Genomic DNA, 25,602 nt, shown 5'->3' with positions numbered 1-25,602 from the left:
GGTTAGGGGGCGCCGCCGCGGGAAATCAGTTCCTTGGCGAGGCGGCGGTAGGAGTCGGCGCCGGGGTGGGTGCCTGCGTAGCTGGTGATCGGCTCGGCGGCCACGGTGGCATCGGCAAACTTGATGGTCCGCTTGATGACGGTCTCGAAGACTTTGTCGCCGAAGGCCTCCACCAGCCGGGAGATAACTTCGCGGCTGTGAAGGGTCCGTGCGTCGTACATGGTGGCCAGCACGCCGTCGATCTGCAGTCCCGGGTTCAGCCGGTCCTGGACCTTCTCGATGGTTTCCACGAGCAGTGCGACGGCACGGAGGGCGAAGAATTCACAGATCAGCGGGATGATGACGCCGTGTGCGGCGGTCAGCGCGTTGACGGTCAGGAGTCCCAGGGAGGGCTGGCAATCGATGAGGATGACGTCGTAGTCGTCCGAAACCTTGCGCAGTGCCCGCTCCAGGACCTGCTCGCGGGCCACTTCGTTAACCAGCTGCACTTCGGCGGCGGAGAGGTCGATGTTGGCGGGCAGCAGGTCAATGTTCTCGATGCCGGTCTCATGGATGGCCTCGCGGATGTCCACCTTGCGGTCCATCAGAACGTTGTAGACGGTGAGGTCCAGTTCGTGCGGGTTGGTGCCGAGCCCGGCGGACAGAGCACCCTGCGGATCGAAGTCCACCAGCAGGACCTTGCGGCCGGCTTCAGCCAGCGCGGCACCCAGGTTGATGGTGGACGTGGTCTTACCCACGCCGCCCTTTTGGTTCACCATCGCGATGATCCGGGCTGGTCCGTGGGAAGTGAGCACCGGAGGTTCAGGGAATTCCGTCAGCGGGCGGCCTGTCGGCCCCATCACGGACTCGGCTGCGTCCTGTGTTGCGTCCTGCAGAGTTGTTGAACTCTGATCGCTGCTCACGTAATAATCCACGCTTCCGTCTCTAGCTGTCCTGCGGGCTGTCCCTGTCAAGATTACAGCTGTGCAACACCTATACCGCGAATCGGCGCGGTGGAACGCCCGCGAGCCTTGACTCTCAACTAGAGGTAGAACGTTGGCTTCGGGCTGCCGTGCTGCGGAGTTCCCGGGACCCCGCACTCTCGATCCTCGTGCATATGACGGGCCCATAATCCTCCGCCTGGCAAAGCCCGTGAGGTGCACGAAGGAAACCCACGTGCCGATGGAGCACGACAATCCTCCGTTCCACGGAGGAAACCGCCCAGCGGAAACGCCGAGGGGCGCTCCCGCTGTTGCGGAAGCGCCCCTCAGTGTTGCGGTGCGGCGTGAGATGAAACCGGCGTAAGCCTTAGCGGGCTGCCGTGGTTTCCAGCTCGGGTTCCGGAACCTGCGGCTCCTCATGAGCGTCGTCCATGGTTGATTCATCGAATGGACGTTCGCGGTTCAGCACCGCATTGACCTGCTCTTTGTCGATTTCCTTGGTCCAGGTACCGATCAGGACCGTGGCGACTGCGTTGCCGGTGAAGTTGGTCAGCGCGCGTGCTTCGGACATGAAGCGGTCGATGCCGACGATCAGGCCCACGCCCTCCACCAGGTCGGGGCGGTGAGACTGCAGGCCGCCGGCCAGTGTGGCCAGGCCGGCGCCGGTGACACCGGCAGCACCCTTGGAAGCAATGATCATGAAGACCAGCAGGGAAATCTGCTCACCCAGTTCCAGCGGCATGTTCATGGCAGAGGCCACGAACAGGGCGGACATGGTGAGGTAGATGGCAGTGCCGTCCAGGTTGAACGAGTAGCCGGTGGGTACGGTCACGCCTACCACGGGCTTGGAAATGCCGAGGTGCTCCATCTTGGCGATCAGGCGGGGCAGCGCCACCTCGGAGGATGAGGTGGAGAAGATGAGCAGGTATTCCCGCCCCAGGTAGCGCATGAGCTTGAAGATGTTCACGCCGGTGCAGAGCTTCAGCACGCCACCCAGGATCACGGCAATGAACAGGGCACAGGTGATGTAGAAGGCGATCATCAGCACTGCCATGCTCTTGATGGCTTCAACGCCGGTTTCGCCCACGACGGCGGCAATGGCGCCGAAGGCGCCGATGGGTGCGAGCCACATGATCATGCCCAGGATGCGGAAGACCAGTTTCTGGATCTGTCCGATCAGGGTGAGGATCGGGGCTCCGGTGGAACCCATCTTCTGCAGGGCGAACCCGACAAGCAGGGCAACAAAGAGGGTCTGCAGAATGCTCTCACCGGTCAGCGAGGACAGCAGCGTGGTGGGAATGATGCTCAGGATGAAGCCCGTCATGCCTTCTGCGTCTTCAGCAACCTTCGGTGCATTTTCGGCACCTGCGGCAATGTTCAGGCCCTCGCCCGGGTGGATCAGGTTTCCAACCACAAGACCGATGGCCAGGGCGAAGGTGGACATGACAATGAAGTAGCCCAGAGCCAGGCCGCCGACTTTGCCGACCGTGGCTGCTTTGGCGATCGAGCCAATACCGAGGACAATTGTGCAGAAGATGACCGGTGCGATCATCATCTTGATCAGGCCGATGAAGGCGGTACCAACCGGCTTCAACTCCTTGGCGAATTCAGGCTGCACAAGCCCCAAAGTGGCACCGAGCACCACTGCAAGAATTACGGCAATGTACAAAAAGTGTGTTCTGTCCTTCTTGCGCGGGCTCTTCGGTGAGCCGGCGCCGCCGGGAATAGTGGCAGATGCCATGTGTACTGCTCCTAGGCTTGGTTTTCTGATGTATCCCTCAGCGGCACCGAGACTGCGGTTCTCCGCCAGATGCGGAGCCGTACGGGAATCGCCGGGAACAAGTCATTCATACACATCGTCAACCGGCGCTGTGATGACTGTCACGGTTGTGGTCATACTGTTCTCGGCCGGGAACAGTTCCCGGTATCGGGCGGCAGCCAGCAAAATGAGCGGGAAAGAAGATCATTGCGGAAATGGAGCCTGGCCAGCCGGCTGCTTATAGGACAGCTGGCGTTTATTGTGTGCCTGTCAGCAGGGCTGTCCCTGGCGCTCTTTCATCAAACTGAACAGCACAGCTTCGAAGAGTCCTCAGAGACGATGCTGGCGGTGGCCGGAACCGTTGCGGCCGATCCCTTTGTCCTGGAAGCCGTGACCGCAGAAACGCCGGACAGGACTTTGCAGCCCTATGCCCGTGCCGTCATGACTGCTGCCCATATCGATTTCCTCACCATCATGGCTCCGGACAGGACCCGGTACACGCACCGTAATGACGAGGAGATCGGCAAACCGTATGTGGGATCGGTGGAGCATGCCCTCGCCGGCCAGTCCTTCACCGAAATCTATACCGGCACGCTGGGGCCGTCGGTCCGCGCCATCGTTCCCGTCTTCGGCGCGGAGGGGGAAGTCAAGGCGCTGGTGGCCGCCGGCATTACCGTTGACCGCGTTGCCATAGCGCGCAACGCCGAGCTGCCTGCCGTGTTCCTCATCTCCCTGGGCGCCCTCGCGTGCGGAACGCTCGCCTCGTACCTGCTATCCCGGTACCTTCGCCGCGCCACCCGGGACCGGCGGCCGGATGAACTCCTGAGCATGTTCGCGTTCCACGATTCCGCCCTGCATTCCCTGCGCGAAGGCCTGGTGCTGCTCAACAACGACGGCGAACTGGTGCTCTACAACGACCGGGCTGCAGAACTGCTGGGGCTCCCGGCCGACGGCGGCAGCCGGCCCACGGGCCCCCGCGAGTTGGGCCTGCCGGGACCGCTGGCCGATCTGCTGTGCGAAGGCCGGACAGCAGAAGATGAATTCCACTTCGCCAGCGACCGCATCCTGGTCGTGAACCAGTCGCCGGTCATGACCCCAAAATCCGCGAACGGCCGTATCCGGCTTATCGGCGCCGCCGGCAGCCGGACAGCAGCACGGGACACGCGCAGGGCACGCATCGGAACCGTAACCACCCTGCGGGACCACACCGACATAGCCGCAATGACCGGAGAACTGCAGTCCATGCACACCCTTACCGAAGCGCTCCAGGCTCAGGCGCACGAGCATGCCAACCGCCTGCACACACTGGTCTCCCTGATTGAGCTCAATCGTCCCGCTGATGCACTCGAATTCGCCACCCGCGATCTGGAGCAGTCCCAGCAGCTGGCCGACGACGTCGTCGCCTCCGTGGGCGAGCCCGCACTGGCGGCACTGCTCACCGGCAAGGCCGCCCAGGCCCGCGAGCGAGGCATCGGCCTGCAGATCGACCTCAAAGACGCGCCCCCCGGGAGAGCCGCTGCCCTGGACCTGGATCCGGGAGATCTGGTCACCATAGTGGGCAACCTGATCGACAATGCGTTTGATGCCGTGGCCGACACCCCGGAGCCGATGGTGACCGCGCGGTTTGCGGTGGTTGAGGACGGCGGCGGCAGGCCCGTTTTTGAGATTGGCGTGCGGGACAACGGACCCGGCATTCCGGAGCCGTCCACCGAGCAGATCTTTCATCAGGGCTTCAGCACCAAGGATCCCAAGGCGCTGCTTCCCTCCGGTACCGGAGGCACCGGCCGGGGCATTGGACTCCCCCTGGTCCGCCAGGCAGTGCTGCGCCTGGGCGGCTCACTGCATCTTGATCCGGGTGGGCAACCGGGCCTCGGTGCCCGCTTCACCGTGCTGATTCCCCTGCCTGCCTCCCTCCCCCTGACTCTCAGTAAGGCGCCCCAGTGAATGCTGAGCGGGATGTCACCGTGCTTGTGGTCGAAGATGAAGGCATTGTTGCGCAGGCCCACGCCGAGTATGTGCGCCGCAGCCCCGGATTCACGCTGGCCGGCGTCGTGCACACGGGTACGGAGGCCATTACCTTTCTCAACGCCTCGGCCACCGCCCGCAGCAGTTCCGTCTATGACACCGGGAAGCGCGGAGACGGCACTGAAAACCCGAAACCCGCCGTGGACCTCATCCTGCTGGACATGAATCTTCCGGACCTGCACGGCTTGGACGTCCTGCGCCGGATCCGCGGTGCGGGCGTGCCCGCCGACGTCATTGCGATTACCGCAGTGCGGGATGTCGCCGTCGTCCGCAGCGCCATGTCCGCCGGGATTGCGCAGTACCTGATCAAGCCTTTCACCTTCTCCGCCTTCAGCGCCAAGCTGGCCTCCTACCGGGAATACCATCTCAACTTGGCGGGGCAGGGAGCTTCCGCCACTCAGTCCGAAGTGGACCGCGCGCTGGCGGCACTGCGGCCCAAGGTGTCGTCCGCATTACCCAAGGGACTGTCCCCCGAAACTCTGGCAACGGTCTCCGAACTGCTGAAGAACGCACGGATACCGATGTCTGCCAGCGAAGTCTCGGAGGCACTGGCCATGTCCCGGATTACCGTCCGGCGTTACCTCGAGCATCTGGACGAGCAGCGTGCCGTAGCGCGGAACCCGCGCTACGGCACGCGCGGCCGTCCGGAGCTGGAGTATCACTGGCGGCGGTGAACCGCTCAGGCCGCAGTCAGAAGCCGGGCGCTTCTGGAGTTCCTCAGATACCCGGCCGCAGCAGGGGAAGCAACGTATCGATAACCCCGGGATCTTCAATGGTGGACGGCACTGTATAGGCATCGCCGTCGGCAATCTGGCGCATGGTCTTGCGCAGGATCTTGCCGGATCGGGTCTTGGGCAGTGCCTCGACCACCTGAACGTCCTTGAAGTCCGCCACCGGCCCGATGGACTGGCGCACCAGCTTCACCAGGTCCGTGCGCAGCTCCTCCACGCCAATGTCAGAGCCGGCCTTCAGCACCACATAGCCGCACGGCCGCTGCCCCTTCAAAGAATCAGCCACCCCGATCACGGCACACTCGGCAACCGCGGGATGCGTGGCCACGATCTGCTCCATCGCCCCGGTGGACAAACGGTGGCCGGACACGTTGATGACATCGTCGGTGCGGCCCATGATGAACACGTAGCCGTCCTCATCCACATAGCCGGAGTCTCCGGTGGTGTAGCAGCCCTCGAAGATTTCCAGGTAGGAGGACCGGAACCGGTCATCGCTGCCCCACAGCGTGGTGAGCGTTCCCGGCGGCAGCGGCAGCCGCAGCACAATGTTGCCCTCCTCGCCGGCCGGAACCTCTGCGCCGTTGCCGTCCACGACGGCGAGTGAGAACCCGGGAACCGGTACCGTGGCGGACCCTGCCTTAATCGGCAGCGGCTCCAGCCCCAGTGGGTTGGCGCAGATCGCCCAGCCGGTCTCGGTCTGCCACCAGTGGTCCACCACCGGCACATCCAGCGCACGCCCGGCCCAGGTGAAGGTCTCCGGGTCCAGCCGCTCCCCCGCAACAAACAGGGTCCGCAGCCGGGAGAGATCGTAATCGGCCATCAGGGCGGCGTCCGGGTCTGCCTTGCGGATCGCCCGCAGCGCAGTGGGCGCCGTGAACAGGACATCCACCCGGTGCTGGTCCGCCACGCGCCAGAAGGCCCCGGCGTCCGGCGTGCCCACCGGTTTGCCCTCATAAAGGACGGTGGTGGCCCCGGCGATCAGCGGCGCGTACACAATATAGGAGTGCCCCACCACCCAGCCCACGTCCGAGGCGGTCCACATCACCTGGCCTGGACCGATGTCGTAAATGTTGCGCATGGACCAGGCCAGTGCGACGGCGTGGGATCCGTTGTCGCGGACAACCCCTTTGGGCGCGCCGGTGGTGCCCGACGTGTACAGGATGTAGAGCGGATCCGTCGCAGCCACGGAGACCGGACCTGCGGGGGAAGCAGCGGCAGCGAGCGCGTCCCAGTCATGCCAGGCGGTGCCGTGGTCGCCGTCGTACTCCTGGGCGGTATGGGTAAACCCGTCGCGTTCGGCAACCACCACGTGGTTGACCCGGTGGGTCGCAGCGTCGAGCGCGTCAGCCACGTTGGGCAGGTATTCCACCGTACGTTTGGGCTCCACCCCGCCGCTGGCCGTAACGACGACGGCGGGCCGGGCATCGTCGATGCGGGCCGCCAGCTCCTTCGGAGCAAAGCCGCCAAAGACCACTGAATGGATGGCTCCCAGCCGGGCTGCGGCGAGCATGGCGATCACGGCCTGCGGAATCATGGGCAGATAGATGATGACCCGGTCCCCTGCCTCCACTCCGAGCCCGCGGAGCACACCCGCAAAGGTCTCCACCTCGGCCAGGAGCTGGCTGTAGGTATAGGTGCGGGTAGTACCGAGCATCGCCGAGTCATAGATCAGGGCATCAGCGTCTCCCCTGCCGGCGGCCACATGACGGTCAAGGGCGTTGTAGCTGGTATTGAGGCGGCCGTCCGGGAACCAGCGGTACAGCGGAGCACCCGACTCATCCAGGGCCCGCTGCGGGACGGTGTCCCATTCCACCAGCGACGCGGCTTCCAGCCAGAAGGCTTCAGGATCGCTGAGGCTGCGCGCATAGGACGATGCGTAGCCGCCGTCCGTGCCCCCTGCGGCTGAACCGGCTGCGGTGTTCGGTGCTTCGTTTCCTGCATCCAGGCCAGAGCTCATGAATCCTCCTCGATTCGCAATGTGATACCGATCACCCTAGGGCAGGTGGACGCCTGGTAACAACTGAGCTGTGTATACATGACACAAAGCGAAGTCTGGTCAGCTAGCAGTTTTTGCACCAAGAACCCGATCTTGTGTATACACTGATGAGGCACATCACATTCAGAGCAGTCCGGTTCCGCCGGCTGGCCACACGCGTAAAGGAGCGCCAATGAGGGCAAGCGACCGCGCCTACCGGGCGCTCCGCGAAGACATCGTGACCGGCAGGCTCCTGCCGGGAACTGTCCTGGGCGAAGTTGAGCAGTCTCAGCGCCTGGGAATTTCCCGCACGCCGCTGCGCGAAGCACTGAGCCGGCTGACTGCGGACGGTCTGGCCGCACCGCACAACGGCCGCGGCGTCGTCGTCACGAAGATTTCACCCGAGACCGTCACCGAACTGTTCGAGCTCCGCCAGGCACTGGAGTGCAAGGCGGCCTCGCTCGCCGCCATCCGCGGAGAACCCGAGCTCTTCACCGCCCTGCGCCGGGACTTCGAGCAGGCAGCGGACCTCATTGTGCAGGAAACCGGGCAGGATCCGTCCCGCTCGGCCTACTACGCCCTGGTGGCCCGGCTGGATGAGGCCATTGATAGCGCCGCGGCCAACGCCTACCTTGCCCAGGCTCTTGCCAACGTTCGGCTGCATCTGGCCCGGGTCCGGCGGCTGGCCAAGGACAATCCGGAACGGCTGCTCGCCACCGCCGGCGAACATGCCACCATTGCCGCCGCCATCGCCTCCCGGGATCCGGCGCTGGCTGCCGCCGCCACCTCGGTCCACCTGCACAAGTCGCTGGAGCACTTCCTTGCGGCTGCCGGTCCGCCCGGCTAAGCGCTGTTCCGGGCGCCCCAACACTTCACGACAGCATCACCAGCAAACGATCACCGACAAACGCTCCGCCACAATCGTTCCCAGAACATCCCCGAAAGGACACATAATGAATCTCCACAAAGTGCGGGTCCACCGCAGCGATGAGAACCTTGCCCGCGAAGACCAGCTGGCCTACAAGATCGCCGAGGTCGCCGCTGACCCCGTTGCCGTCACTGACGAGGTCACGGACATGGTCATCAACCGCATCATCGACAACGCCTCTGTGGCCATCGCTTCCCTGAACCGCGGGCCCATCGTCGCCGCCCGCGCCCAGGCGCTGTCCTTCTCCCCCTCCGCCCACGGCAAGGGTTCGGCCGTCTTCGGCGTGGAGCAGAAGACCTCCCCCGAATGGGCCGCCTGGGCCAACGGCGTTGCCGTTCGCGAACTCGATTACCACGACACCTTCCTGGCTGCCGAGTACTCCCACCCCGGTGACAACATCCCGCCGCTGCTCGCCGTTGCCCAGCACACCGGCGCCTCCGGCGCCGACCTGATCCGCGGCATTGCCACCGGCTACGAAATCCAGGTGGACCTGGTCAAGGCCATCTGCCTGCACAAGCACAAGATCGACCACGTAGCCCACCTCGGCCCGTCCGCAGCCGCCGGCATCGGCACCCTGCTGGGCCTCGACGTCGACACCATCTTCCAGGCCGTAGGCCAGGCACTGCACACCACCACCGCCACCCGGCAGTCCCGCAAGGGCGAAATCTCCACCTGGAAGGCGCACGCTCCGGCGTTTGCCGGCAAGATGGCCGTGGAAGCCGTGGACCGCGCCATGCGCGGACAGACCTCCCCCACCCCGATCTACGAGGGCGAAGACGGTGTCATCGCCTGGATGCTGGACGGCCCCGACGCGGCCTACGAGGTTCCGCTGCCCGAGGCCGGCGAAGCCAAGCGCGCCATCCTGGACACTTACACCAAGGAACACTCCGCCGAGTACCAGGCCCAGGCCTGGATCGACCTGGCCCGTAAGATCCACCGCGAACACCCGGAGGCAGCCGACGCCTCACAGGTGGCCAGCGTGCTGATCGCCACCTCGCACCACACCCACTACGTGATCGGCTCCGGCGCCAACGATCCGCAGAAATACGATCCCACGGCCTCGCGCGAGACCCTGGACCACTCCATTCCGTACATCTTCACCGTTGCCCTGCAGGACGGCTCCTGGCACCACGTGGACTCCTACGCCCCCGAGCGTGCCGGCCGCGCCGACACCGTGGAGCTGTGGAACAAGGTCACCACCGTGGAGGATCCGGAATGGACCCGCCGTTACCACTCACTGGACATCAACGAAAAGGCGTTCGGCGGCAAGGTCACCATCGTCCTGAACGACGGCACCGAGATCACCGACGAAATCGCCGTCGCCGATGCTCACCCGCTGGGCGCCAAGCCGTTTGCCCGCGAGGAGTACATCAACAAGTTCCGCACCCTGGCCGCCGGCCTGGTCTCCGAAGAGGAGATTGAGCGGTTCCTGACCACCGTCCAGCGCCTGCCCGAACTGGCTGCAGGCGAGCTGGACCAGCTGAACATCACCGCAGCCGAGGGCGTCATTGACCCGGCCAACGCCCCGAAGGGACTCTTCTAAATGCTGTACTCCTCCGTAACTCCCGAAGCCAAGCGCATTGCCTTCCGCGAAGGCCTCGCTTCCGGCACGCTCCAGCAGTTCCCGGGAGCGTTCAACCCGCTCTCTGCCCGCCTGATCGAGGAAAAGGGTTTCGACGGCGTCTACATCTCCGGCGCGGTCCTCGCCAATGACCTCGGCCTGCCGGACATCGGCCTGACCACCCTGACCGAGGTGGCCACCCGCGCCGGGCAGATCGCCCGGATGACGGACCTGCCCGCCATCGTGGATGCCGACACCGGTTTTGGCGAGCCGATGAACGTGGCACGCTCCATCCAGGAACTCGAGAACGCCGGCCTGGCGGGCTGCCACATCGAAGACCAGTTCAACCCGAAGCGCTGCGGCCACCTGGACGGCAAGAACGTCGTGGACCTGGACACCGCCACCAAGCGGATCCGGGCCGCTGCGGACGCACGCCGCGATCCTAACTTCCTGATCATGGCGCGCACCGACATCCGCGCCGTGGACGGCCTTGAAGCGGCGCAGGACCGGGCCCGTGCCCTCGTGGACGCCGGAGCGGACGCTATCTTCCCCGAAGCCATGAAGACGCTGGAAGAGTTCGCCGCCATGCGCGACGCGGTGGACGTGCCGATCCTGGCCAACATGACCGAGTTCGGCAAGAGCGACCTGTTCAGCTACGACGAGCTGGCCTCGGTGGGCGTGAACATGGTCATCTATCCGGTGACCCTGCTGCGCAGCGCCATGGGGGCCGCGGAACGCACGCTGGAGACCATCAAGGCCAAGGGCACCCAGCAGGATGACGTCCCCAACATGCTGACGCGTGCACGTTTGTACGATCTGGTGGATTATGAAGCCTACAACCACTTCGACACCTCGGTCTTCAACTTCCAGATTCCGGGCAAGCACTAGCTTTTTCCTGCCGGAATCCCCCGCAACACCACCGCGACAAAGGAGTCTTTCGTAATGTCAGATGATCAGATCCACAAGGGACTGGCGGGTGTCCTCGTTGACACGACCAAAATTTCCAAGGTCAACCCGGAAACCAACTCGCTGCTGTACCGCGGTTATCCGGTCCAGGAACTGGCTGCCCACTGCAGCTTCGAAGAGGTTGCCTACCTGCTCTGGAACGGCGAGCTGCCCACTGCGGATCAGCTGGCCGAGTTCACCTCGGGCGAGCGGGCGCAGCGCGCCCTCACCCCGGAGCTGAAGGCCGTCATCGATGCCCTGCCGACCACGTGCCATCCCATGGATGTGTGCCGCACCGCGGCATCCGTGCTGGGTGCATCGCATGAGCTGGCCGAGGATTCCTCGGTGCAGGCGAACATGGAGAAGTCCGTGAGCCTTTTCGCTGCCATGCCTGCGGTGGTGGCCTATGACCAGCGCCGCCGCCGCGGCCAGGACGTTGTGGAGCCCCGCGACGACCTGGACTATTCGGCGAACTTCCTCTGGATGACGTTCGGCGAGGAAGCCGCTCCCGAGGTCGTGGAGGCGTTCAACGTTTCGATGATCCTGTACGCGGAGCACTCCTTCAATGCCTCCACGTTCACCGGCCGCGTGATCACGTCCACGCTTTCGGACCTGCACTCGGCTGTGACCGGCGCGATCGGCGCACTCAAGGGCCCGCTGCACGGCGGTGCCAATGAGGCCGTGATGCACACGTTCGAGGAGATCACCGCCAGTGCCGGGGAAGGCGACGTCGCGGCTCATGCCGCCGGCTGGCTGGACACCGCCCTGGCGGAGAAGAAGAAGATCATGGGCTTCGGCCACCGCGTGTATAAGAACGGCGACTCGCGCGTGCCCACCATGAAAGCTTCCATGGACAAGATGGTCAAGCATTACGACCGGGCGGACCTGGGCGAGCTGTACGCGGCACTGGAGTCGGCCATGGGCGAACGGAAGAACATCCTGCCGAACCTGGATTATCCGGCCGGGCCGGTTTACCACATGATGGGTTTTGACACGCCCACCTTCACGCCGCTGTTCGTGGCCGCCCGGATCACCGGGTGGACGGCGCACATCATGGAGCAGCTGGAAGCCAACTCCCTGATCCGTCCGCTCAGCGCCTATGACGGCCCTGAGGAACGGCACGTCAGCTAAGCAGCCGACAAGACAGCACGCCAAGCGCCCGTTGCAGGGATTCCTGCAACGGGCGCTTGCGTAGTGAGGCTCTCCTGTCCGTATACACTTCCTGCTAACCCGGAAGGACAGACCGTGACGCGCATTCCTGCACTCGCCTTGATTCTCACTGCTGCCGCAGTTTCCGCTGTCTCCTGCAGCACCGGTGCCGCTGAGCCGCAGACGACGCCGGAGCCCGCGAGTGCGTGGGACGATGAGGTGTATCAGCTGCAGCAGGAGATCACGTCCGAACGCGGTGACCGGGACTTCACGGAGACCCGCATGGGCGGAGGCGCTGTTTCCGCCGGCGAGGAGACGAGCCTGAAATTCCATCCCATTGTTTCAGGACCGATAGCAGCGAGCTTCCTCTGCGACACCGGAACCGTCTCCCTCTCGATAACCGGAGGGCCCCGCACCACCATAGAATGCGGGCAGGTCCAGACCTTCAGCGGTGTGCAACCCTATGAGTTCGACGCTGGGCTCATGGTCACCGTCGGATCCGAACAGGACGCTCGCTGGGCGGTGGAGTTCAGGAGCGAAGACTAGGTCAGCGGAGGTTCCGCCGCGAAGATTCGCGCGGAGGCATCCTGATGCGCCAGCCGCCGCAGCGCCAGCAGCAGCGGCTCCACCAGGACCGTGCCGAGCATGACGTAGCGCAGTGCTTCGGCGGGGCTGCTCCGGGGAACCTCTTCGACCTCTCTGGCAGCCACCTCCCGCATGGCGGAGGCGTACATATCGAGAAACCCCTCCGGAGGCTCAAATCCGGCATCCGCCAGACCCTGAAGTGCCTGTTCCAGGCGGGAGCGGGCATCATGGTCCTCGGGATCAACGCTCCATCCCCATTTCTCCAACAGGGCATCGGCCCGGGGATGGCTCGTCCGGGCCTCCGGCAGCACCGCCGCCGCGTGCGCGGCGACCCCCAGCAGGTCGTGGGCCGATTCCGGCGGGTCATCCAGCTGCTCCAAGACCTTTCCCGCTTCGGCAACGGAAAGGCCGCCCGGCCCCAGGAGAGCCCGGATCAGACGGAGCCTGCCCACGTGCCCGCCGTCGTACTGCGCCTGGCGGGGCGCCGTGAGTCGGCCGTCATGGAGCAGTCCGACCCGCAGGTAGTACTTGATCGTGGCCACCGGAACGTTGCTCTGCTCCGCCAATTCTGAGATGCGCATGCAAACCCCCTTGTGCTGGATAGTGTAACTCTCTAGTGTGGATACCATCACTATCCAGACAGTCGGAGGGAGCCGTCATGGCTCACATCCACCCCCAGCGCAGAAGCCACTCCTACGATGGCCCGCTTGTGGTTTTCCTGATCGGCATGCGCATCAATAAACCCTGGCGGCCGGACCTCTGGCTTCCGGCCTTCACCGCCATGCCTCGGATGCTCGCCGAGCTTTCCGCCGATCCGGAGTCCGGACTGTTGGGCTACCGGATGACGGTTGGTTCCGGCGGGCCATTGGTCATCCAGTACTGGAAGAGCACCGAGCAGCTCTATGCCTACGCATCCCGGCCCAACGCAGAACACCGACCCGCCTGGGCCGCCTTCAACCGGGCTGCTCGAAAAGCACCGGGCAGCGTGGGGATCTGGCACGAGACGTATGTGGTGGACCGCGCTGAGTCCATGTATGTCGGAATGCCGACCACGGGACTGGCCAAGGCCACCGGCGTGCAGGATGCCGCCTTCGGGAGCCGGGCCGCGGACCGGCTGGGGCCGGCCGCGGCCTAATGCGGCGCAGCTCGGTGCCGGACGGCTCGCCTGATGCAGGCTCAGCGGTTAGGAGAAGACCACGCCGGCAACGCTCTCATTGTCGGACGCCAGGGTGACGACGACGTCGAAGTACCGTCCGGCGAGCACCTCCGGCATCCAGTGGGCCGAGTCCGGCCACATTCGGGCGTAAGGGACTTCCCCCACCGGATACCAAGCGGGAACGATTTCCGGCGACGGCGCGGGCTCGCCTTCCCAGGTCCGGGCCCGGTAGACCACAGTGGACATATCCCACTCGGGGCGGGCCGGGAAAATGAACTCGATGGTCCCGGCGAGTTCCAGGTCCGTTTCCGCCACCGTGACGCCGGATTCTTCGAAGACTTCCCGTACGGCTGCCTGGGCCGGGCTCTCCCCCGGTTCCACATGACCCCCGAGCGTGACGATCCGTCCGACGCCGAAACCCGTCTGCTTTAGGCCCATCAACACTTCGGTACCCTGCTCCGGGGTGTCGCGCATCAGGAAGCACAGGACCACCGGCACGGCCCGGGAAGGCGGAACGGGTGAGCCGCTGCCCGGCCCGGCGTCGTTCACGGCCTCGTTCACAGCGCCCGGGGGTGCGCGGCGGCGTAAACCTCGCGCAGGGTTTCGGCGGTCACCAGTGTGTACACCTGGGTGGTGGTCACTGAGGCGTGCCCGAGCAGCTCCTGGACCACTCGGACGTCTGCGCCGCCCTCGAGAAGATGGGTGGCGAAGGAGTGCCGCAGGGTGTGCGGAGAAACGTCCCGGCCGATCTGGGCCTTTTCCGCTGCGTTCTTGAGAATGGTCCAGGCACTCTGCCGGCTGAGCCGGCCGCCGCGGGCGTTCAAAAACAGCGCGGGGGTGCCCTTGCCCTTCACGGACGCGGCCGGCCGGCCGCGGACCAGATACTCGTCCAGGGCCCGGGCCGCGTAGGAGCCCAGCGGCACCAGCCGCTCCCTGGATCCCTTGCCGAACAACCGCACGACGTCGGGACCGTTGGCCGGGATCCGTTCCAGCGACAGGTCATCGATATCCAGGCCGACGGCCTCGCTGATGCGTGCTCCGGTGGAGTAGAGGAATTCCAGCAGGGCACGGTCGCGCAGCCCGGTGGGCGTTTCGGTGGAGACTGCCTCCAGGATCCGCGTGACTTCGTTGACGCTGATGGCCTTGGGCAGACGCTTACCGGGCAGCGGCGGATGCACGTCCGCAGCCGGGTCTGCCGTGGTGAGCCCTTCCAGTGCCCAGAACTTGTGCAGTCCGCGGACAGCAACCACGGTGCGTGCCGCCGAGCGGACACTCAGGGCGGAGGCGCCGTCGGAGCCTTCGACGATGGACTGCGCGAAGGCAGTGACGTCGTGCCGCGAGATGCGGGCGACGTCCTCCACCCCGCGGGAGGCCAGGAAGCGGGCATAGCGGAGCAAATCGCGGCGGTAGGCATCCAGGGTGTTGACGGCCAGTCCGCGCTCCACCGCCATGTGCTGCAGGTAGCCGCCAATTTCGCGGCCGACGGCGGTGGCGCGCAGTTCGTCAGCGGCGGACGGACCCTTGGGAACAGGAGTTTTCTTGGGCGCGGCGGAGTTCTTCGCAGTCGGTGGCGCTGTTTCGGCAGCCGTGCCGCCGGCAGTCTTTGCCTCGGTTACAGTTCCGGCTGCCTTCGCCGCGGCTTCGCCCTCCGCCTTGTCCTGGGCCAAGGCTGCCCGCAGCAGTTCGGCGGGTGAGTCCAGCTTCAGAGTGGCGTTGATGGAGGAAAAGTCGAAAACGACAGTGTCGTTGAGCTGCGCAGCAGACGGCGGCTGGAACGGCGAAGAAGTGCCGGCTGGTACCGGCGCAGGAGTGTGTCCGCCTGCAGGGAGATCGGAGGCGGCCATGGCAGTCTGTGTCCTAAGAAGAAACGGGGCCCTGCGGCCAGGTTGAGTGCTGGGAGTGGTGCTCCGGCCACGGAGCATCGGCAGGGCGGAGGTTCGCAAAACCGGAGGGACGGGCTGCCGCGGCGGCCAGGACACCGGCTACGGCCGAGGGGCTGTGCAGGCGCCCGTCCAACGCTGCTTGGACGGCGTCGTCGAGGTCCACCCACATGGTGCGGATTTCCGCCTCCTCGTGGGTGCGCTCGTGCCGGTCCGCTTCGGGAACCTCGGTGATGCCGCGCGCCAGGTAAATGCGCAGGGCCTCGCGGGAGGAGCCGGGCGAGAGGAAGAGGTCCGTGAGGACATTCCACTGGCTGGCTTCAATATCGGCTTCTTCGGCCAGTTCCCGGGCTGCCCCCACCTGGAAGTCTTCGCCGTCAATATCCAGCAGACCGGCGGGGATTTCCCATAGGGTCATCCGCACCGGGTGCCGGTACTGGTTAATCAGCAGCACCTGGCCGGCGTCGTTCATGGCCAGGATGGCCACCGCGCCGGGGTGGCGGATGTAGTCGCGGACCAGGGGTTCGCCGTCGGCGGTCAGCTGGAACTTCTCACTGACCACGTCCCAGACCCGCCCGGTGTATTCCACGGAGGAACTCAGCAGGCGGCGGGGACTTTGTTCGTCGGCGAACCCTCTGGTCTCGCTCATGGGGTTGTTAGCCCTTTCCGTTCTGGTGTGCCAGGGCGGCCTTCACCAGACCGGAGAAGAGCGGGTGCGGGCGCGTGGGACGGGAGCTGAGCTCCGGGTGCGCCTGCGTGGAGACGTAGTACGGGTGCACGTCCGCCGGAAGTTCAACAAACTCCACCAGTCCGCCGTCAACCGTGGTGCCGGAGAAGGACAGGCCTGCCTCGGCGATCTGGTCGCGGTACTGGTTGTTGACCTCGTACCGGTGGCGGTGGCGTTCGGCCACTGCAGTCTTGCCGTAGGTCTTGGCCACAACCGAACCCTCTTCAAGTTTGGCGTCCCACAGACCCAGGCGCATGGTGCCGCCCATGTCACCCTCGCCGGAGACAATGTGCTTCTGCTCCGCCATGGTGGCGATGACCGGGAATTTGGTGTCCGGCTCGAACTCCGAGGAGGACGCGCCTTCCAGCCCAACCACATTGCGGGCGTATTCGATGACCATGCACTGCAGGCCAAGGCACAGGCCCAGCGTGGGGAGTTTGTTTTCCCGGGCGTAGGTCAGTGCTCCGAGCTTGCCTTCAAGTCCGCGGATGCCGAAGCCGCCGGGAACACAGATGGCGTCGACGTCGGCCAGGGCCTCTGCGGCGCCTTCGGGCGTTGCGCACTCATCGGAGGGAACCCACCGGATGTTGACCTTGGTCTTATTGGCGAAGCCGCCGGCGCGCAGGGCTTCGGTCACAGAGAGGTAGGCGTCCGGCAGGTCTACGTACTTGCCGACCAGGGCAATGTTCACGTGGTGCCTGGGGTTGTGGACAGCCTCGAGGAGCTTGTCCCACTTGGTCCAGTTGACGTCCTTGAACTTCAGGTCCAGGTGCTGGACGATGTATGCGTCCAGGCCCTGGGAGTGAAGGGTCTTGGGGATGTCGTAGATGCTCGGGGCGTCCGGGCAGCCGATCACGGCATCAACATCGACGTCGCACATGCGGCCGATCTTGTTGCGCATGGCGTCCGGCACCGGGCGGTCCGAGCGGATGACGATGGCGTCCGGCTGGATACCGATGGACCGCAGGGCAGCCACGGAGTGCTGGGTCGGCTTGGTCTTCAGTTCCTGGGACGGGCCGATGTACGGCACGAGGGAAACGTGCAGGAAGAAGACGTTGTTGCGGCCGATGTCCTGGCGCACCTGGCGTGCGGCCTCCAGGAAGGGCTGGGACTCGATGTCGCCAACCGTGCCGCCGATTTCGGTGATGATGACGTCGGGGGTCTTCTTCGCCTCGGAGGGCAGGCGCATCCGGCGCTTGATCTCGTCGGTAATGTGCGGAATGACCTGCACCGTGTCACCGAGGTATTCGCCGCGGCGTTCCTTGGCGATAACGGTGGAGTAGACCTGACCGGTCGTGACGTTGGCGGAGCCGTCGAGGCTCTCGTCAAGGAACCGCTCGTAGTGTCCGATGTCGAGGTCAGTCTCGGCACCGTCGTCGGTCACGAAGACTTCGCCGTGCTGGAAGGGGTTCATTGTGCCCGGATCCACGTTGAGATAGGGATCGAGCTTCTGCATGGTCACCGCTATGCCGCGCGACCTCAACAGATGGCCGAGACTTGACGCTGTCAGTCCCTTACCGAGTGAGGACGCCACGCCACCGGTGACGAAGATGTGTTTGGTCGTAGAAGACGACTTGGGAAACCTGGAATTTGATCGCTGCACCACGGAGTTCGAGCCTATCACCTTTTGTAGTTCTGAGTTTGTCGTCATGGAATTCTTCCTGCGGCACTGGACTACTGACGCGGCGGATGTCCCGCCGCTGCCAGGAGTTCGACGGCGTGTGCCCGGGCGGACTCGGAGTCCTCCTGGCCCGCCAGCATCCTGGCAAGTTCCTTGATCCGCTCTGCATCGTCCAGAACGGTAACGTCACTGGCTGTTACGCCACTTCCATCTTCCTCCATTGCCGACATCTTAATCACGCGGATGTGGTGGTCGGCAAAAGCCGCCACCTGCGGTAGATGGGTGACCACAATCACCTGAACATGCTTGGCGAGCATGGCCAGCCTGCGGCCGATTTCGACGGCTGCCTTGCCGCCGACTCCCGAGTCCACTTCATCGAAAATGAAGGTGGGCACGGGGTCAACTTCCGCCAGCACCACTTCGATGGCCAGCATGACGCGGGAGAGCTCACCGCCCGAAGCACCCTTGCCCAGCGGCCGTGCCGGGGCACCGGGATGCGGCTGCAGGAGGAAGGAGATGCTGTCCGCTCCGTGCATGCTCAGCTCATCCACCGCAGTGACCTCGATGACCAGGTTGGCATCGGCCATGGCCAGGGCGGACAGCTCGTCGCTGACCCGCTGTGCCAGGTCAGCCGCGGCTTCGGTCCGCAGCTTGGTCAGGTCAGCTGCGGCTGACGTGAGTCCGGCCTGCAGCTCTGTGATTTCCGCCTCCAGCGCTTCGATCCGGCTGCCGTCGTCGCCAAGCTCCGCCAACCGGGCACGGCTGGTCTCGGCCCATTCCAGGACTTCGTCCACTGACGGAGCAAATTTACGGAGCAGCGCGGAGATTTCAGCCCGGCGGGTTTCCACTTCGGCCAGCCGTTCCGGGCCTTCCCCGTCCAGGGAGGCACTGTAGCTGGCCAGCTCAGCGGCTATGTCGGTCAGGATGTAGCCAACCTCGGCCAGCCGTTTGGCTGAGTCCGCCAGTGCCGGGTCATGTTCGCCGGCCAGCTCAAGCTGGCGTTTCGCCGCATCCACGAGGGAGGTGGCATCGGACCCGTCGGAGAAGTCACCGGCGATCAGAGCCTGATGTGCACCCACGGCGGCGGTGCGCAGCTCTTCGAAGTTGTTGAGCCTGGTTGCTTCGGCCTTCAGGGTTTCGTCTTCGCCCGGCAGCAGTTCCAGGGCATCGATTTCCTCCAGTGAAGCCGAAAGGTACTCCGCTTCCCGCAGGCGCTCACGGGCCTGGTTGCGCAGATCGGCCAATTCGGTGACCGCAGCGCGCCAGCGCGTGTAGTCCGCCTGGTAGGACGACAGCAGGGACGCCAGCACCGAACCGGCGTACTTGTCGAGTGCCTCCCGCTGGGCCGCTGTGCTCTTGAGCCGGAGCTGGTCCGACTGCCCGTGCACCGCCACAAGATGCTGGCCCACTTCGGCAAGGACGCCCACCGGAGCGGACCGTCCTCCTACGTGTGCACGGCTGCGGCCCGCCGCATTGACGGTTCGGGCGAGCATCAGCTCGGTGACGCCGTCGTACGTTTCCAGTTCAGCGCCTGCCTCCTCCGCCCGGGTGACGGCGGCATTTTCCGGCGGAAGCCGGACCACAGCTTCCGCAAGGGCAGCCTTTGCTCCGGTGCGCACGGCTCCGGCGTCGGTCCGTGCACCCAGCAGCATCCCCAAAGCCGTAATGACCATGGTTTTACCGGCACCGGTTTCACCGGTAACCACGGTGAATCCCGGCCCTAGTTCCAGCGTGGCGTCCGTGATGACGCCAAGGTCCCGGATTCGAATTTCTTCAATCATGCCGGTCCTCCGCTGTCTGCAGTGTGCCGTGAAATTTCCACGCTGTCCGAAAGGTCCCCCGGGCTGCCGACCGGGCCGCGCCACCCTTGGGTGGGAAGCTGGAACTTACGCACCAGGCGTTCCGAGAACGGTGTTGAGTGGGTACGGGCAAGCCGCACCGGAATGGCGGAGCGGGTCACTTCCACCCGCGCTCCCGGCGGCAGTTCCACGCTGCGCCGGCCGTCGCACCAGAGCACTCCCGCAGCATCTGTGCGGGTCAGGACCTCCACGGCAAGAATGGACGCAGGGGCGACTACGAGCGGCCGGGAAAACAGTGCATGGGCGCTGATGGGCGCGATCAGGAGCGCTTCCACCTCGGGCCACACCACGGGGCCGCCGGCGGAGAAGGAATAAGCTGTGGAGCCCGTGGGAGTAGCCAGGACCACGCCGTCGCAGCCAAAGGAGCTGATGGGGCGGGCATCCACCTCCACCACTACCTCGAGCATCCGCTGCCGGTCGGCCTTTTCTATGGCGGCCTCGTTCAGCGCCCAGGTGTGGGCAATCAGCTGATTCTCGAACCAGACTTTGACGTCGATGGTCATCCGCTCTTCAACGGTGTAGGCCCGCTCGACCACCCAGTGCACGGTCTGTGCAAGATCGGCACGTTCGCTTTCGGCCAGGAAGCCCACGTGACCCAGGTTCACGCCCAGCAGCGGGACGTTCGTATCACGAACCAGTTCTGCGGCACGCAGGATGGTGCCGTCCCCTCCCAGGACCATGCCCAGATCCACACCGTCAAGGGCAACGTCTTCGTCGAGGATTTCAGTGGGTGCAGTCAGGACGCCGTAAACCGACTGGATATCTTCCAGGTCCTTGCGCCGCATGACCGGAATCAATCCGGAAGTGTGGAGCTGGGTGCACGCTTCCTGGGCGGCAGCCATGGCAGCCTGCCGGCCGGTGTGGGCCAGCACGAGTATCCGTCTGCTCATGTGCGTATCGTCCTGTTCCGCCCCCGAGGGAGCTGATTGGAATTCCGTCAGTCTTCGGCGGGGCGTTCCCCGCCTGCAAACCGATCAGCCGGCTTACTTCCGGCTCCATCAAACCTGTCAAAGGCCTCATCCACCAAACGCCGGGCGGTTCCCTGTGCATTCGCGGGCGGCTCCGCAACCGATGTTCCAGGTGTTGGCACCTGCAGCCACAGGAAAAACTCAACGTTGCCGTTCTGGCCCGGCAGCGGGCTGGGCGCCAGGCCCCCAATACGGAGGTTCGCCGTCAGGGCAGACTCCACCACCCGTGCCACTGCCATTCGATGCTTCTGGGGGTCGAGAACAACCCCCGCCTTCTCCAGCTTCTCACGGCCCACTTCAAACTGCGGCTTGACCATCAGCAGCAGGTTTCCTCCCGGGCGCGTCGCTTTCGCCAGGGCAGGCACCACCATGGTCAGGGAGATAAAGGAGAGGTCGGCCACCGTCAGGTCCACCGGTCCCCCGATGTCCTCCGGATCCAGGTACCGCACGTTCATGCCTTCATGCACATCAACGCGCGGGTCCCGGCGCAGCACCTCCACCAGCTGATCGTGCCCGACGTCGACGGCCACCACGCGCGCTGCGCCTCCCCGCAGCAGGACATCAGTGAAACCACCGGTCGAAGCACCGGCGTCCAGGCAGCGAAGTCCCGCAGGCTGCACCTGCGGGAAAGCGACAAGCGCGCCTGCGAGTTTGTGTCCGGCGCGACTGACATAGTCTGGGACGCCGTCGTCGAGCACTGACAGGATGTCCTCATCTGAGACGGAAGCCGATGCCTTGCCGAGAACGGCGCCCGCCCGGGAAACCCGGCCGGCAGCAATGAGTTTGGCGGCGTGGGTCCGGGAACGGGCCAGTCCCCTGGTTACCAGTTCCTGGTCAAGTCTTGCCACGTTCTAGCGCTCCTCTGAAAGATCGACGTTCAGTTGGGCCAGGAGACCGTCGTGAAGCGCTGTATACACGGCAAGGTGTTCGGTGGTAGGCATTGCCGGGACGTCCCTAACAGCTGCCAGGGCGGCATCAACCGCCGGATCCTGCGTGGTCACCAAAACGGAAGGCCAGGAGCCGGCGGCACCCGCCGAATCTGTCCTTGTGTTCTCCATCTGGCTGTCATCCATCCGGCGTTTGCCCATCCCTTGTCCAACGTTTCGAATCCAGCCTATCCGCCGGCAGCGACAGTCCAGCTGAGCACCGGCGCAGTCGCATTCTCCTCGTGAGGACAGGCGTTCCACCATGCGGCGCAGGCTGCACGCCAGCTATCCAAATCGGTGCTGTCGCCAGTGATTTCCACGGTGTTCCCGTTGACTCTGGCAACGGCAGTACCGCAGCGGCTAACGCCGTCGGCCGTTTCAACCTCGGGGTACGGCCGGTAGAGCGCGTCGAGGTTTTCGACCAGATACGTCGGCCTCTCCTGCCTGCGGGCTGCCAGCGCCGTCTGAGGTGTGTCAACGCCGGTAAGCACCAATGCCGTCGCGAATCCGGCGTTGTTGCCGCCCAAGATGTCAGTGTCCAACCGGTCGCCAACCACCAAAGGCGCCTTGGCATTCAGGTGGCGTGCCGCTGTCAGGAACAGCGGAGCCTCGGGTTTTCCCGCCACCAGGGGCGTCCTGCCCGTGGCTGCAGCGACGGCGGCCACGAGGGTTCCGTTGCCGGGAGCGATCCCCCGGGCCTGCGGAATGGACATATCAGTGTTCGTGGCAACCCAGACAGCGCCGCGGCCGACGGCGAAGGCCGCCTCCGCGAGGTCTTTCCAGCCGAGTGCGGGATCAAAGCCCTGGATGACGGCGTCGGGGCGGTCATCAGCGGAAAGCACCGGGACCAGCCCCTGTTCGCGCACCTGCTCGGTAAGCCAGGCGCTTCCGGTTACCAGGACCGTTGCGCCGGCCGGAACGGAAGCTGCCAGCAGCTCCGCACCGGCCTGCGCCGAACCGAACACGGTCTCCGCTGTTGCCGGCGCCCCGAGTTCGCGCAGATGCGCGGCCACGGTTTCGGAGGAACGCGAGGCATTGTTGGTGACGTAGGCGAGCTGCACACCCACGCCGGCGAGACGCTGCAGCGCCTCGACGGCACCCTCGATGGCGTGCGGACCCGCGTAGACGACGCCGTCCAAGTCCGAGAGGACGGCGTCGTATCCGGCAATCAGCGCGGCGGACTGCATGATGCTACGCGCGGTCCTCGTCGACGTCGCCCGCGGGCGCGTCGGCGGAGAACTCATCATTGTCGTTGCCGTCGTCGTGCAGTTCAACGGTGCTGTCGTCGTCCTCTTCCTCGGCTTCCAAGACGCCGATCACGCCTTCCTGGTCGTCGGAAGGCAACGTGTCGACGTCGTCCGTCAGGTCCAGGTCGCCGTTGGCATCTGCCGGCTCGGTTTCAACCGGAGCAGCGAAGGGGGTGTCCGAACGCTCAGCACCGCGGTGATCGTCGCGGCCTTCACGGTCCTCGCGGCCGCGGCGCGGCTTCTCCGGCTTCTCCTCTTCGTCGTCGAGATCGTAGATGTCGGGCTCGGCGAACTCCCCGATGCCGAGAGCCTTTTCAGCCAGCAGCGCGCGGTTGCGCCACTGCTCGGCTTCTTCGTTGCGGTCTGCCAGCTCGAGGGCGTCAGCATAGGCACGGAAGAGGCGGGGGCTGAAGGAGAAGGCACGGTTCTTGTCCAGCTGCGGGATTTCCAGTGCGGTCACGGCCGCGTCGTACTGCTCCATGTCCATCCGTGCACCGGATGCCACGATGGCCATGTCAACCTGGCCTGCTGTGTCCAGTTCCTTCGCCTCGTCCGAACGTGCAATGTCCAGGGCGCGGTCCGCACGGCCGAGGCCGCGTTCGCAGTCGGCCATCATGGCCAGGTAGGCATTCGAGCCGCTGATGCGGCGGTAGGTGCGGAATTCGCGCAGGGCTTCCGCGAAGTTCTCGGAAGCGTACGCCGTGAGGGCTACTGCCTCACGGACTGCCGCCATGCGGCCGCCGCGGCGGCTGGCAGCCAGCGCATGCTGGAAGGCCAGCTCAGGGTCGATGTCGATCAGGCGTCCGGCCATGACCAGGTGCTTGGAGACCCACTCGCCGTTGACTTCTTCCAGGACACGCAGCTGGGCGCGGGTGACCTTGTCCAGCTCCTGTCCTGTGACATCGTCATCGATCTCGGGGGAACGCTCACGGTCGGGACGGTTGGCGCTGCGCAGATCGCGGGCGTTGTGCTTGTGCTCAACAACCGGCGCATCCTCACCCCGGGCCGGCCGGTCCTTCGAGAAGGACGGCTTACGGTCACCACGGTCACCGAAGGACGGCTTACGGTCGTTGTCGCGTGCCGGACGGCGGTCATCGCCACCGCGGGCCGGACGGTCCCCGAAGGACGGCTTACGGTCGCCACGGTCACCGAAGGACTTGCGCTCACCATCACGCGGCGGACGGCGGTCGTCACCACCAAACGACGGCTTGCGATCGCCGCGATCGCCGAATGCCGGCTTACGGTCGTTGTCGCGTGCCGGACGGCGGTCATCTCCACCGCGGGCCGGACGGTCCCCGAACGAAGGCTTACGGTCGCCACGGTCACCAAATGCCGGCTTACGGTCTCCGCGGTCACCGAAGGACTTCCGCTCACCGCTGCGCTCAGAGAACGGCTTGCGCTCACCATCACGTGCCGGACGACGATCGTCACTACCGAACGAAGGCTTACGGTCGCCACGGTCGCCGAATGCCGGCTTACGGTCGTTGTCGCGTGCCGGACGGCGGTCATCTCCACCGCGGGCCGGACGGTCACCGAACGAAGGCTTACGGTCGCCACGGTCGCCAAAGGACGGCTTACGGTCTCCGCGGTCTCCGAAGGACTTCCGCTCACCGCTGCGCTCAGAGAACGGCTTGCGCTCACCATCACGCGGCGGACGACGATCGTCACTACCGAACGACGGCTTACGGTCACCACGATCGCCAAAGGACGGCTTACGGTCGTTGTCGCGAGCCGGACGGCGGTCATCTCCACCGCGGGCCGGACGGTCGCCGAACGAAGGCTTACGGTCGCCACGGTCACCAAAGGACTTCCGCTCACCGCTGCGCTCAGAGAACGGCTTGCGCTCACCATCACGAGCCGGACGACGATCGTCACTACCGAACGAAGGCTTACGGTCGCCACGATCGCCGAATGCCGGCTTACGGTCGTTGTCGCGAGCCGGACGACGATCGTCGTCACCCCGAGCAGGGCGCTCCCCGAAGGACGGCTTGCGATCCTTCGAGTAAGGCTTGCGTTCTGAGGACGCGCCGCGATCGCCAAAGGACTTCCGCTCACCGTCACGCGCAGGCCTGCCGCCGAAGGACGGCTTGCGGTCTTCGAAACGCTTAGGAGCATTCCGGTCGTTGGTGGCGGGACGTCCGCGGTCATCCCGCTTATCTGACGAGCTGCTGCTGTGGCCGGCGTTGCTTCCGGCGCCGCGCTGATCCCTATTATTTTGCTCTGACATGCTCGTGAGTTCCTCTCGTCGTGAGCCGACCAACGGAATTTACTGCAGTCGCTCGTCACTATGGATATATAAAAGTTGGTTAGAAAGTTTGGGGGGCCTAAAGAGGCACAGTCTGATTCTAGTCCAGGTACGTTCCGGGATGGACATCCCTTACCGTGAAGCGCTGCAGGGAATAGGTGAGTCTTCCCACCTCCGGCCCACGACTGCAACGATCTGTGCCCACGCGTTAAACAGTTGAGGCCCGTACCAAAAGGTACGGGCCTCAACCTCTGAACAAATATTGTCCGGCGGTGACCTACTCTCCCACATCCTCCCGGATGCAGTACCATCGGCGCAGTGGGTCTTAGCTTCCGGGTTCGGAATGGGACCGGGCGTTTCCCCCACGCTATGACCGCCGTAACCCTACCACCCAC

At 65.0% G+C, this 25,602-nt stretch carries 23 protein-coding genes and 1 rRNA gene; 9 read left to right on the top strand and 15 right to left on the bottom strand.

Going from position 1 to position 25,602, the window contains the following annotated elements:
* Positions 1–2 precede the first annotated feature (2 nt).
* Together CXR03_RS06710 and CXR03_RS06705 are read right to left on the bottom strand one after the other, a co-directional pair.
* Complete coding sequence (locus CXR03_RS06710) at positions 3–902, bottom strand: AAA family ATPase (protein ID WP_104054892.1); 900 nt, start codon at positions 900–902, stop codon at positions 3–5.
* A 385-nt stretch (positions 903–1,287) separates the two neighbouring features.
* Positions 1,288–2,661, bottom strand: coding sequence for a cation:dicarboxylase symporter family transporter (locus tag CXR03_RS06705; protein WP_104102921.1), 1,374 nt, complete (start codon positions 2,659–2,661; stop codon positions 1,288–1,290).
* A 225-nt stretch (positions 2,662–2,886) separates the two neighbouring features.
* Here CXR03_RS06705 and CXR03_RS06700 point away from each other — a divergent pair, with 225 nt between their 5' ends.
* Complete coding sequence (locus CXR03_RS06700; protein WP_104102919.1) at positions 2,887–4,623, top strand: ATP-binding protein; 1,737 nt, start codon at positions 2,887–2,889, stop codon at positions 4,621–4,623.
* Positions 4,620–5,378, top strand: coding sequence for a response regulator (locus CXR03_RS06695; protein WP_104102918.1), 759 nt, complete (start codon positions 4,620–4,622; stop codon positions 5,376–5,378). The genes CXR03_RS06700 and CXR03_RS06695 overlap by 4 nt, the downstream gene beginning before the upstream one ends.
* Before the next feature lie 43 nt (positions 5,379–5,421).
* Here the strand turns inward: CXR03_RS06695 and CXR03_RS06690 are convergent, their stop codons facing one another.
* Entirely contained in the window at positions 5,422–7,392 is a 1,971-nt protein-coding gene (locus CXR03_RS06690) for an acetate--CoA ligase (RefSeq protein WP_104102916.1), read from the bottom strand.
* A 211-nt stretch (positions 7,393–7,603) separates the two neighbouring features.
* Here CXR03_RS06690 and CXR03_RS06685 point away from each other — a divergent pair, with 211 nt between their 5' ends.
* The 5 genes from CXR03_RS06685 to CXR03_RS06665 all read left to right on the top strand — a co-directional run bounded on the left by CXR03_RS06685 (position 7,604) and on the right by CXR03_RS06665 (position 12,539).
* Positions 7,604–8,257, top strand: coding sequence for a GntR family transcriptional regulator (locus CXR03_RS06685; RefSeq protein ID WP_104102915.1), 654 nt, complete (start codon positions 7,604–7,606; stop codon positions 8,255–8,257).
* Positions 8,258–8,360: 103 nt separating this feature from the next.
* The gene (locus CXR03_RS06680) at positions 8,361–9,881 is read left to right on the top strand and encodes an MmgE/PrpD family protein (RefSeq protein ID WP_181034573.1); all 1,521 of its coding nucleotides are present in this window, start codon (positions 8,361–8,363) and stop codon (positions 9,879–9,881) included.
* Positions 9,882–10,787, top strand: coding sequence for a methylisocitrate lyase (prpB, locus tag CXR03_RS06675; RefSeq protein ID WP_104054753.1), 906 nt, complete (start codon positions 9,882–9,884; stop codon positions 10,785–10,787). It abuts the gene before it with no gap.
* 54 nt (positions 10,788–10,841) lie between these two features.
* Complete coding sequence (locus CXR03_RS06670; protein ID WP_104102912.1) at positions 10,842–11,975, top strand: bifunctional 2-methylcitrate synthase/citrate synthase; 1,134 nt, start codon at positions 10,842–10,844, stop codon at positions 11,973–11,975.
* Positions 11,976–12,089: 114 nt separating this feature from the next.
* Entirely contained in the window at positions 12,090–12,539 is a 450-nt protein-coding gene (locus CXR03_RS06665) for a hypothetical protein (protein ID WP_104102910.1), read from the top strand.
* Here the strand turns inward: CXR03_RS06665 and CXR03_RS06660 are convergent.
* Positions 12,536–13,159, bottom strand: coding sequence for a MerR family transcriptional regulator (locus CXR03_RS06660; protein WP_104102909.1), 624 nt, complete (start codon positions 13,157–13,159; stop codon positions 12,536–12,538). The genes CXR03_RS06665 and CXR03_RS06660 overlap by 4 nt on opposite strands.
* A gap of 77 nt (positions 13,160–13,236) precedes the next feature.
* On the opposite strand from CXR03_RS06660, the gene CXR03_RS06655 reads away from it, so the two are divergent.
* Positions 13,237–13,713: a DUF4188 domain-containing protein gene (locus CXR03_RS06655; protein WP_104102907.1), complete on the top strand. Its 477-nt coding sequence runs from the start codon at positions 13,237–13,239 to the stop codon at positions 13,711–13,713.
* 48 nt (positions 13,714–13,761) lie between these two features.
* On the opposite strand, the gene CXR03_RS06650 is transcribed toward CXR03_RS06655, so the two are convergent.
* The 10 genes from CXR03_RS06650 to CXR03_RS06605 form a co-directional block, all read right to left on the bottom strand.
* The gene (locus CXR03_RS06650; protein ID WP_258073614.1) at positions 13,762–14,226 is read right to left on the bottom strand and encodes an 8-oxo-dGTP diphosphatase; all 465 of its coding nucleotides are present in this window, start codon (positions 14,224–14,226) and stop codon (positions 13,762–13,764) included.
* Between the two features lie 65 nt (positions 14,227–14,291).
* The gene (gene xerD / locus CXR03_RS06645) at positions 14,292–15,233 is read right to left on the bottom strand and encodes a site-specific tyrosine recombinase XerD (protein ID WP_258073613.1); all 942 of its coding nucleotides are present in this window, start codon (positions 15,231–15,233) and stop codon (positions 14,292–14,294) included.
* A 358-nt stretch (positions 15,234–15,591) separates the two neighbouring features.
* Entirely contained in the window at positions 15,592–16,263 is a 672-nt protein-coding gene (locus tag CXR03_RS06640) for an NUDIX hydrolase (RefSeq protein WP_104054757.1), read from the bottom strand.
* Between the two features lie 7 nt (positions 16,264–16,270).
* Positions 16,271–17,965, bottom strand: coding sequence for a CTP synthase (locus CXR03_RS06635; RefSeq protein ID WP_104102906.1), 1,695 nt, complete (start codon positions 17,963–17,965; stop codon positions 16,271–16,273).
* 50 nt (positions 17,966–18,015) lie between these two features.
* Entirely contained in the window at positions 18,016–19,743 is a 1,728-nt protein-coding gene (gene recN / locus CXR03_RS06630; protein ID WP_104102904.1) for a DNA repair protein RecN, read from the bottom strand.
* The gene (locus CXR03_RS06625) at positions 19,740–20,711 is read right to left on the bottom strand and encodes an NAD kinase (protein WP_104102902.1); all 972 of its coding nucleotides are present in this window, start codon (positions 20,709–20,711) and stop codon (positions 19,740–19,742) included. Before CXR03_RS06625 ends, recN begins: the two co-directional genes overlap by 4 nt.
* 47 nt (positions 20,712–20,758) lie before the next feature.
* Positions 20,759–21,637 carry a TlyA family RNA methyltransferase gene (locus CXR03_RS06620; protein WP_104102900.1) on the bottom strand — a complete coding sequence of 293 codons (879 nt, stop codon included), beginning with the start codon at positions 21,635–21,637 and terminating at the stop codon, positions 20,759–20,761.
* Between the two features lie 3 nt (positions 21,638–21,640).
* A complete protein-coding gene (locus CXR03_RS06615) occupies positions 21,641–21,847 on the bottom strand; it encodes a hypothetical protein (RefSeq protein WP_146070467.1) in 207 nt (68 codons plus the stop codon).
* 56 nt (positions 21,848–21,903) lie between these two features.
* Positions 21,904–22,902 carry an HAD-IIA family hydrolase gene (locus tag CXR03_RS06610; protein WP_104102897.1) on the bottom strand — a complete coding sequence of 333 codons (999 nt, stop codon included), beginning with the start codon at positions 22,900–22,902 and terminating at the stop codon, positions 21,904–21,906.
* A gap of 4 nt (positions 22,903–22,906) precedes the next feature.
* Positions 22,907–23,773, bottom strand: coding sequence for a hypothetical protein (locus CXR03_RS06605; protein ID WP_181034518.1), 867 nt, complete (start codon positions 23,771–23,773; stop codon positions 22,907–22,909).
* On the opposite strand from CXR03_RS06605, the gene CXR03_RS18260 reads away from it, so the two are divergent.
* The gene (locus CXR03_RS18260; protein ID WP_181034517.1) at positions 23,726–24,982 is read left to right on the top strand and encodes a hypothetical protein; all 1,257 of its coding nucleotides are present in this window, start codon (positions 23,726–23,728) and stop codon (positions 24,980–24,982) included. The two genes, CXR03_RS06605 and CXR03_RS18260, sit on opposite strands and share 48 nt — an antisense overlap.
* Positions 24,983–25,471: 489 nt before the next feature.
* Here CXR03_RS18260 and rrf read toward each other — a convergent pair.
* A 5S ribosomal RNA gene (gene rrf, locus CXR03_RS06600) occupies positions 25,472–25,588 on the bottom strand.
* Between the last annotated feature and the right edge of the window lie 14 nt (positions 25,589–25,602).

Origin of the sequence: Arthrobacter sp. 08Y14 (assembly GCF_002929455.1) — a bacterium.
Lineage (GTDB): Bacteria > Actinomycetota > Actinomycetes > Actinomycetales > Micrococcaceae > Arthrobacter_B > Arthrobacter_B sunyaminii.
This window is presented reverse-complemented; position numbering and strand designations above follow the sequence as displayed.

Bases quoted from the DNA above. Each gene is read 5' to 3' on its own strand.
- CXR03_RS06705 (WP_104102921.1), bottom strand. From the start codon at position 2,661: ATGGCATCTGCCACTATTCCCGGCGGCGCCGGCTCACCGAAGAGCCCG.
- CXR03_RS06690 (WP_104102916.1), bottom strand. From the start codon at position 7,392: ATGAGCTCTGGCCTGGATGCAGGAAACGAAGCACCGAACACCGCAGCC.
- CXR03_RS06685 (WP_104102915.1), top strand. From the start codon at position 7,604: ATGAGGGCAAGCGACCGCGCCTACCGGGCGCTCCGCGAAGACATCGTG.
- prpB (WP_104054753.1), top strand. From the start codon at position 9,882: ATGCTGTACTCCTCCGTAACTCCCGAAGCCAAGCGCATTGCCTTCCGC.
- CXR03_RS06670 (WP_104102912.1), top strand. From the start codon at position 10,842: ATGTCAGATGATCAGATCCACAAGGGACTGGCGGGTGTCCTCGTTGAC.
- CXR03_RS06660 (WP_104102909.1), bottom strand. From the start codon at position 13,159: ATGCGCATCTCAGAATTGGCGGAGCAGAGCAACGTTCCGGTGGCCACG.
- CXR03_RS06655 (WP_104102907.1), top strand. From the start codon at position 13,237: ATGGCTCACATCCACCCCCAGCGCAGAAGCCACTCCTACGATGGCCCG.
- CXR03_RS06640 (WP_104054757.1), bottom strand. From the start codon at position 16,263: ATGAGCGAGACCAGAGGGTTCGCCGACGAACAAAGTCCCCGCCGCCTG.
- recN (WP_104102904.1), bottom strand. From the start codon at position 19,743: ATGATTGAAGAAATTCGAATCCGGGACCTTGGCGTCATCACGGACGCC.
- CXR03_RS06625 (WP_104102902.1), bottom strand. From the start codon at position 20,711: ATGAGCAGACGGATACTCGTGCTGGCCCACACCGGCCGGCAGGCTGCC.
- CXR03_RS06615 (WP_146070467.1), bottom strand. From the start codon at position 21,847: ATGGAGAACACAAGGACAGATTCGGCGGGTGCCGCCGGCTCCTGGCCT.
- CXR03_RS06610 (WP_104102897.1), bottom strand. From the start codon at position 22,902: ATGCAGTCCGCCGCGCTGATTGCCGGATACGACGCCGTCCTCTCGGAC.
- CXR03_RS18260 (WP_181034517.1), top strand. From the start codon at position 23,726: ATGCTGGAAGGCCAGCTCAGGGTCGATGTCGATCAGGCGTCCGGCCAT.
- CXR03_RS06605 (WP_181034518.1), bottom strand. From the start codon at position 23,773: ATGGCCGGACGCCTGATCGACATCGACCCTGAGCTGGCCTTCCAGCAT.